The 5,530-nt window shown below is 68.2% G+C and carries 6 protein-coding genes; 1 reads left to right on the top strand and 5 read right to left on the bottom strand.

Features of this window, described 5'->3' with window-relative positions:
- Positions 1–398 precede the first annotated feature (398 nt).
- The 4 genes from AO398_RS26375 to AO398_RS26390 all read right to left on the bottom strand — a co-directional run bounded on the left by AO398_RS26375 (position 399) and on the right by AO398_RS26390 (position 3,089).
- Complete coding sequence (locus tag AO398_RS26375; RefSeq protein ID WP_058195172.1) at positions 399–1,148, bottom strand: collagen-like protein; 750 nt, start codon at positions 1,146–1,148, stop codon at positions 399–401.
- Between the two features lie 311 nt (positions 1,149–1,459).
- A complete protein-coding gene (locus AO398_RS28655) occupies positions 1,460–1,804 on the bottom strand; it encodes a TraR/DksA C4-type zinc finger protein (RefSeq protein WP_152997668.1) in 345 nt (114 codons plus the stop codon).
- Positions 1,805–1,986: 182 nt separating this feature from the next.
- Positions 1,987–2,490: a MucR family transcriptional regulator gene (locus AO398_RS26385; protein ID WP_058195176.1), complete on the bottom strand. Its 504-nt coding sequence runs from the start codon at positions 2,488–2,490 to the stop codon at positions 1,987–1,989.
- 356 nt (positions 2,491–2,846) lie between these two features.
- On the bottom strand, positions 2,847–3,089 hold the full coding sequence (locus AO398_RS26390; protein ID WP_058195178.1) for a hypothetical protein: 243 nt from the start codon (positions 3,087–3,089) through the stop codon (positions 2,847–2,849).
- A 613-nt stretch (positions 3,090–3,702) separates the two neighbouring features.
- Here AO398_RS26390 and AO398_RS26395 point away from each other — a divergent pair.
- Positions 3,703–4,674, top strand: a complete 972-nt coding sequence (locus AO398_RS26395) for a metallophosphoesterase (RefSeq protein WP_152997669.1) — start codon at positions 3,703–3,705, stop codon at positions 4,672–4,674.
- Between the two features lie 383 nt (positions 4,675–5,057).
- On the opposite strand, the gene AO398_RS28885 is transcribed toward AO398_RS26395, so the two are convergent.
- Positions 5,058–5,222 (bottom strand): hypothetical protein, encoded by a 165-nt coding sequence (locus tag AO398_RS28885; RefSeq protein WP_160329361.1) that lies wholly within the window; start codon positions 5,220–5,222, stop codon positions 5,058–5,060.
- Between the last annotated feature and the right edge of the window lie 308 nt (positions 5,223–5,530).

The following is a 5,530-nucleotide window of genomic DNA, read 5'->3' on the forward strand; positions in this document are numbered from 1 at the left end:
CGTCCTGCTGGACGGGCTGGCGTATCTGGTCCTGCTGCTGCTCGCCGGGCTGGCCTGCGGGGTGCGGGTGTACCGGCTCCCGGACCGGCTGTGGTGCAAGACTACCGCCTGGCTCACCCGACAGACCACAAGACCGCGACGGTCGTAAACGAAGCTTTTGACGCACCGGCCCCGTGCGGCGACCGGGCCATGCGCGTTCGCGACGAGACATGCCGAAACCCTTGTCGGGTGGCGACCGATCGCATCACTTGCCTGAGGCGAACGCCGAAATGCTCGCCCTGCGGATCCTCGGGGCGCCGGCGAGCGGTCTCGCGCCAGCCCCGAATCCATCGGCACGGCGCCCGGTCAGCGAGCGGCCGGGCCGACCCAAACCCTGCGCAGCCGCGCGTTTTCCCGGTTCATCGCTTCGCGCAGATCGCCCGGGCCTTCATGGCCGTCGGGGCCGCCCCCATGGCCAAGCAGTAGATGCTGCTTTCGTCCATGGCAGGGCGTTCGCCGCCGCTGCAGGTGCCGTTCACGGCGAATTCCTCGGCGGTGCAGGTGGCGACGCATCGGCCGCCCGCGGCACATTCCTCGACCTGAACCCGTAGGGTGATGCCGGACGCTCCCGCCTTGCCCTCGGGGCCAGCCGGTCCCGCCGGCCCACGGTCGCCGCGCTCGCCCGCCGGGCCTTTGGGGCCGACCTGTCCGACGGGACCGGGCGGTCCGATGGAACCGGCCGGGCCCGGTTCGCCCTTGGCGCCGCGCTCGCCCTGCGGCCCCTCGGGTCCCTGCGGACCGGCAGCGCCCTGCGGGCCACGCGGGCCGATCTCGCCTCTGGGCGTGTTCGCCGCCAGCATCACCGGGGCCGGGTGCGCCGCCGCCTGCTTCGCGACGGCCGGCCGGGCGCAATAGCCGACGACGGCCTGGCGGCTGACCGCCTCCGATCTCAGCGTCACCACGCAGGTTTCCGGATGATAGGGGATCCGGAACGCGAAGCGCCCGTCCTGATCCGCCCGCGTGTCGAACTTGTCGTCGAGGACGACGCTGGCGGCATGCGGCGGCGCCAAGGTGCCGAAGACCCTGAGATCGCCGTTGGAGATCATCGCCATGTCCACGGCGATGTCGCCGGTGGCCCACGAGGCCGATGACGCGAGGCCGAACGCCAAGACTAGAATCGATCGCCGAGCCATCCTGCAGACCCCACAGTTCCCAGACAGGGTATGCCTGGGCATAGCGTGGCTCTCTCGGGCCGCGGCGTACATATTTCGGCGCAGCCACGGGCGGACGAGACCTGTTCTTAAGGCGAAGGATACGCGGGCGCCGGCTCTGGCGCCGGACGACGAGGCGCCTCGACGCCGCCACGGGCCCGTCGCGGCCTTCACCGGGCGGGTGGGCGAAAGCCCCGTCCTACAGGGCGCTGCGGCTGGCAGGATGCTCGGGCAGGGCCGTCCTCACCGATGGGGCGGCGCGCATGAGGTCACGCCAGGATGTTGAGATAGCGGGCGGCGATATAAGCGGCCAGCACCACGACGAGGATGCCTGCACCGCTGAACACGATCGCGAGCCAGCGATCGAAACCGGCAGCGTCGCTGTCGGCCTGACGCGTCGCGCACGCAACACAATAGGTCGTGCCCGCGCGGATCGGCTCGCCGCAGGATCGACAGGTGGCGCGTGCCGGGGGCATCGATCTCTCGTTCGGCATCGAGCGGGTGAATACCAGTCCGACGTCCCCGATCGCAATTCTCGGTGCGCCGACCGCCTGAGTCAGCGACACAATCACGCGCGGGCCGATCGGGCGACATTCTCCCGCGAAATCCCTCACGGTTCCCCACCCGTGTCAGCCGGCGCGGCCGGACGCCTGGTGTGCGTCAGGCCGCGGCGCGAACAGCGCGCTCGTGCCGTCGCCCGCCGCGCCTTCCCGTCTTGCGCGGTCCTGGCTCCGGCCGCCGCGCCCGTGAGGATCATCGCGCCGAGGGAAGCCGCGGCCTTGGGCCAAAACCCGGATCAGGCCGATTTCGTCCGGCGGTGCGCCTTGGGCTCCGCCCCCATCGGACTGCCCTCCGGTTCGTTCCGGGCTGAGGACCCGCCACTCGGTCGCCCAAGGCCGATCGCCTTCGCCAGGGCCGACCGCCGTTCGGCATAATCCAGCGCGACCATCGGATAATCGCGCGGCAGCCCCCACTTCTCGCGGTAACGCTCCGGCGTGAGGCCGCGGCCGGTCAGATGCCGTTTCAGGGTCTTGTAGGGTTTGCCGTCCTCGAAGCTGATCAAGGCATCGCGGCCGACCGAGCGCCGGATCTCGGCGGCAGACGGTTTCTCGACCGGGCCCCCCGTAACCGCAGGCGCCGCGGCATGCCCCTGCGCGGCGGCCTGCACGGCAGCATGGACGCCAGCAAGAAGCTTAGGTAATTCTGAGACTTGAACATGATTATTAGAAACATAGGCGGCCACGATATTGGCCGTTAAGTGCCTCATATCGAGATGCCGCGCTTCGAGATCGTCGTCCATCACTGACTCCTGGCGGCACAACCTTCGTCACACCTCGGGGCATCTACGGGGGAGGCGGTGATCCGTTCCGGTTGTCGGCACGGGAGTTCATTGAGCGTTAACGACGCGTGTTCGGCGAGGCGCGCAACCAAGCGCGACTTTCGATCATGACGACCATCATGATCCCTCACGTGGGCCCGCACGCGGCGTCACGAATATGAAGGCTGAAGCCCGAGGGCATGGTGTGTTGCTTGACGGTATTCGCCAGCACGCCAGACGATGCTTCGTCCGGGCATGACCCATGAACGGATGTGGACGCTGGAGATCGCCAGGCGCGGTCACCACCGGGACAGAGCAATCTTCAGCGCCGCGGCGGATCAGTCACGCATCGCCAGGGCGTCGGTTACCAGGCGATTGACCAGAGCATCGCGTCTTGCTTGGCCCAGGGCGATGCGGGCGGCCGCGCGCGCATTGGCGGCGCGTAATTCGCCCTTCGGGGCGCCATCCCGCAGGGCGCGCCACGCCATCGCCCGAAACCACCGGGCATTCGCCAAGGCGATGGAACGACGGTCGAGGACCGACCCGCGGGTCGACGGCTCGATGGAAGAGACGGCGCGCATGAAGTCAATACTGGGCCGCAAAGATACGCTTGCCCGCGAACTGAAAAACTCATGGCATGCTATTTTTCTCGGATCAATACTTATTTGATAGCGAATTCAAAATCTTCCATCGCGGCATCATGGGTAATCTGCGCAGCACCGGCCCATACAGGCGGCATACCCATAGACCTAAGACAGTCAAGATCTCATGCGCGGTAATAAACATGCCCGGCAGCACCTTACACGCGTGCCATCCGGTACTTGCGTGTCGGCGCGAAGCCGTGCCAGATCGACGAACCACGATCGTGTGTTCTGTCGTGATCGGATGGCGGCGATATCGCTTCTACGCAACACGACGAGGCGGGGGACATCGCGGTTGCCCAGCCGCACCATAAGTCTTGCGCGTATCCGATAGGGCCATCTCGGCTTGGGCGTGTGGCCCGGCGCGGGGATCGGCGGCTGCGATGATGGCCAGTCCGGCACGGCCTCTCAGGAGACCTATCGCGGCAGAAGCACGCGCACCGTCGGATCGGCGCTCCGCGTAGGCGACGGGCGTCGGTGTCTCATGGGGCCGATGCCGGACGGGACGCCGGGCCGTGCTACGCAGGCCGCGATCCGAGCCGAGCCGTCCCTGATGCTGACCCGTCGCACGCTCCTGTCCCGACCGACCCTCGTTGCCGCCTGTGCGGCGGCGGGGAGCCTCGCGAGCGCCGGCTACGCGACGGCGTTCGAGCCCCACCGGGTTCAGGTCACGCATTACCGGCTGTGCCCGCCGCGATGGCCGGCCGGCCTGACGTTGCGGATCGCCGTGCTCACGGATTTCCACGCCCATCCCCGCTGCATGGGCGAGGATGCGATCGCCGATGTCGTCGCGCGCACCAACGCGCTCGCCCCCGACGTCACAGTGCTGCTGGGGGATTACGGATCCCAGAGCCGGGGCGCCGTCCCGTTCGAGACGGTGGCCGATCTCCTGCGTGGGTTGCGGGCGCCGAAGGGGGTGTACGCCATTCAAGGGAACCACGACTGGGGGGATGATCGCGCGGCGCTCCGGCGCGGCCCCGGCCCGACCCGCGCCGAGCAGGCCCTGCGCGCGGCCGGCATCACGTTCCTGGAAAACATCGGCGTGCGCCTCGATGTCCCCGACCCGCTCTGGCTGGTCGGACTCGAGAGTGAGGCGACACCCGGCCGCGCCCTGGATCCGGTACGCCTCGACCGGCAGAGGGCGGACATGCTGGCGCAGGCACTCCGGGATGTGCCCGCGGAGGGAGCCGCGATCCTGCTCGCGCATGAGCCGGATCTGTTTGCCACCGGGCTCGACCCCCGGATCGCGCTGACCCTGTCGGGCCATACGCATGGCGGTCAGGTGCGGATCTTGGGTTGGTCGCCATGGATCCCATCCCGCTACGGGCTGCGCTACGCCTATGGCCACATGGTCGAGGCGGGGCGCGACCTGATCGTCTCGGCGGGGCTCGGCTCCCATTTCGTGGCGGGCCGACCGTTGCGCCTGGGCATACCGCCGGAAATCGTGGTGGTCGATCTCGGGGCTTTCCCGGAGAGGGACGCCACGCCGGCGGCTCTCGCCCGCGGCCGGGGTGGGCCGGCATGACCGCTGGGTGCGGTCCAGACCGGCGGATCGAGCGCCGGCGATTCGCTGATCAGCGCGAGAAGACGCCAAGCGGCACCCTCATAAGCCGATGCAGTTCAGCCATAATGCCGAATTGCGCAAAATAAAAGCACATTGCCTAGTGTAGTGGGAACGGTATGCCATTATATTGCCTAAACCAAGCAGCTCGATAAGCCTGGTGAGGAAACGTCAAGCTTTCGCGTGCACGAACGTGCACCGATGGCGCTGGAGAGGACACGATCATGCACTGGGCTGCCGTGATCCTCGCCGCCTATTCCGCTGGTCTGATCGAGTTCTGGCGGCTCTGCCGCGACGCCCCACTGATGCCCGATGAGAGCGCCCGGCCGTATCGGGTCGAGCTGGATTCAGCCGAGCAGCCGCGTCACCGCCCAGCCTAGGATTCCGATCCAGCCGACCACCACGAGCAACACCGCCGTCAGGATCGCGGTGGAGCCGTGGCGCGCGAAGAGGCGCTGGCCGAGGCTCCGGTGCTCAGAGGCCGGTCCGGCCTCGCTCGGTGGCATCTTCATCGGCCCAGTCTCCCTCTCCACCGAGAAGCCCCGGCTCTCGAGGCGGGTTCCGTGGCGATCACCGCGCCGAACTTCCCGTCAGCGGGCCATAAGCTCAGCGATTCGGGCGCCCGTCGCGTCGATCAGGGCTTTCTGCCGTCGGCCGGCATCGGCACCTGACTTACGACCGTCGTGGTCTTGTGGTCTGTCGGGTGAGCCAGGCGGTAGTCTTGCACCACAGTCGGTCCGGGAGCCGGTACACCCGCATCCCGCAGGCCAGCCCGGCGAGCAGCAGCAGGACCAGGTACGCCAGCCCGTCCAGCAGGACA

It is taken from the genome of Methylobacterium sp. GXS13 (assembly GCF_001455965.1).
Lineage (GTDB): Bacteria > Pseudomonadota > Alphaproteobacteria > Rhizobiales > Beijerinckiaceae > Methylobacterium.

Excerpts from the sequence above, each read along its gene's own strand:
- AO398_RS26385 (WP_058195176.1), bottom strand. The coding sequence starts at position 2,490 with ATGGACGACGATCTCGAAGCGCGGCATCTCGATATGAGGCACTTAACG.
- AO398_RS26390 (WP_058195178.1), bottom strand. The coding sequence starts at position 3,089 with ATGCGCGCCGTCTCTTCCATCGAGCCGTCGACCCGCGGGTCGGTCCTC.
- AO398_RS26395 (WP_152997669.1), top strand. The coding sequence starts at position 3,703 with ATGCTGACCCGTCGCACGCTCCTGTCCCGACCGACCCTCGTTGCCGCC.
- AO398_RS28885 (WP_160329361.1), bottom strand. The coding sequence starts at position 5,222 with ATGAAGATGCCACCGAGCGAGGCCGGACCGGCCTCTGAGCACCGGAGC.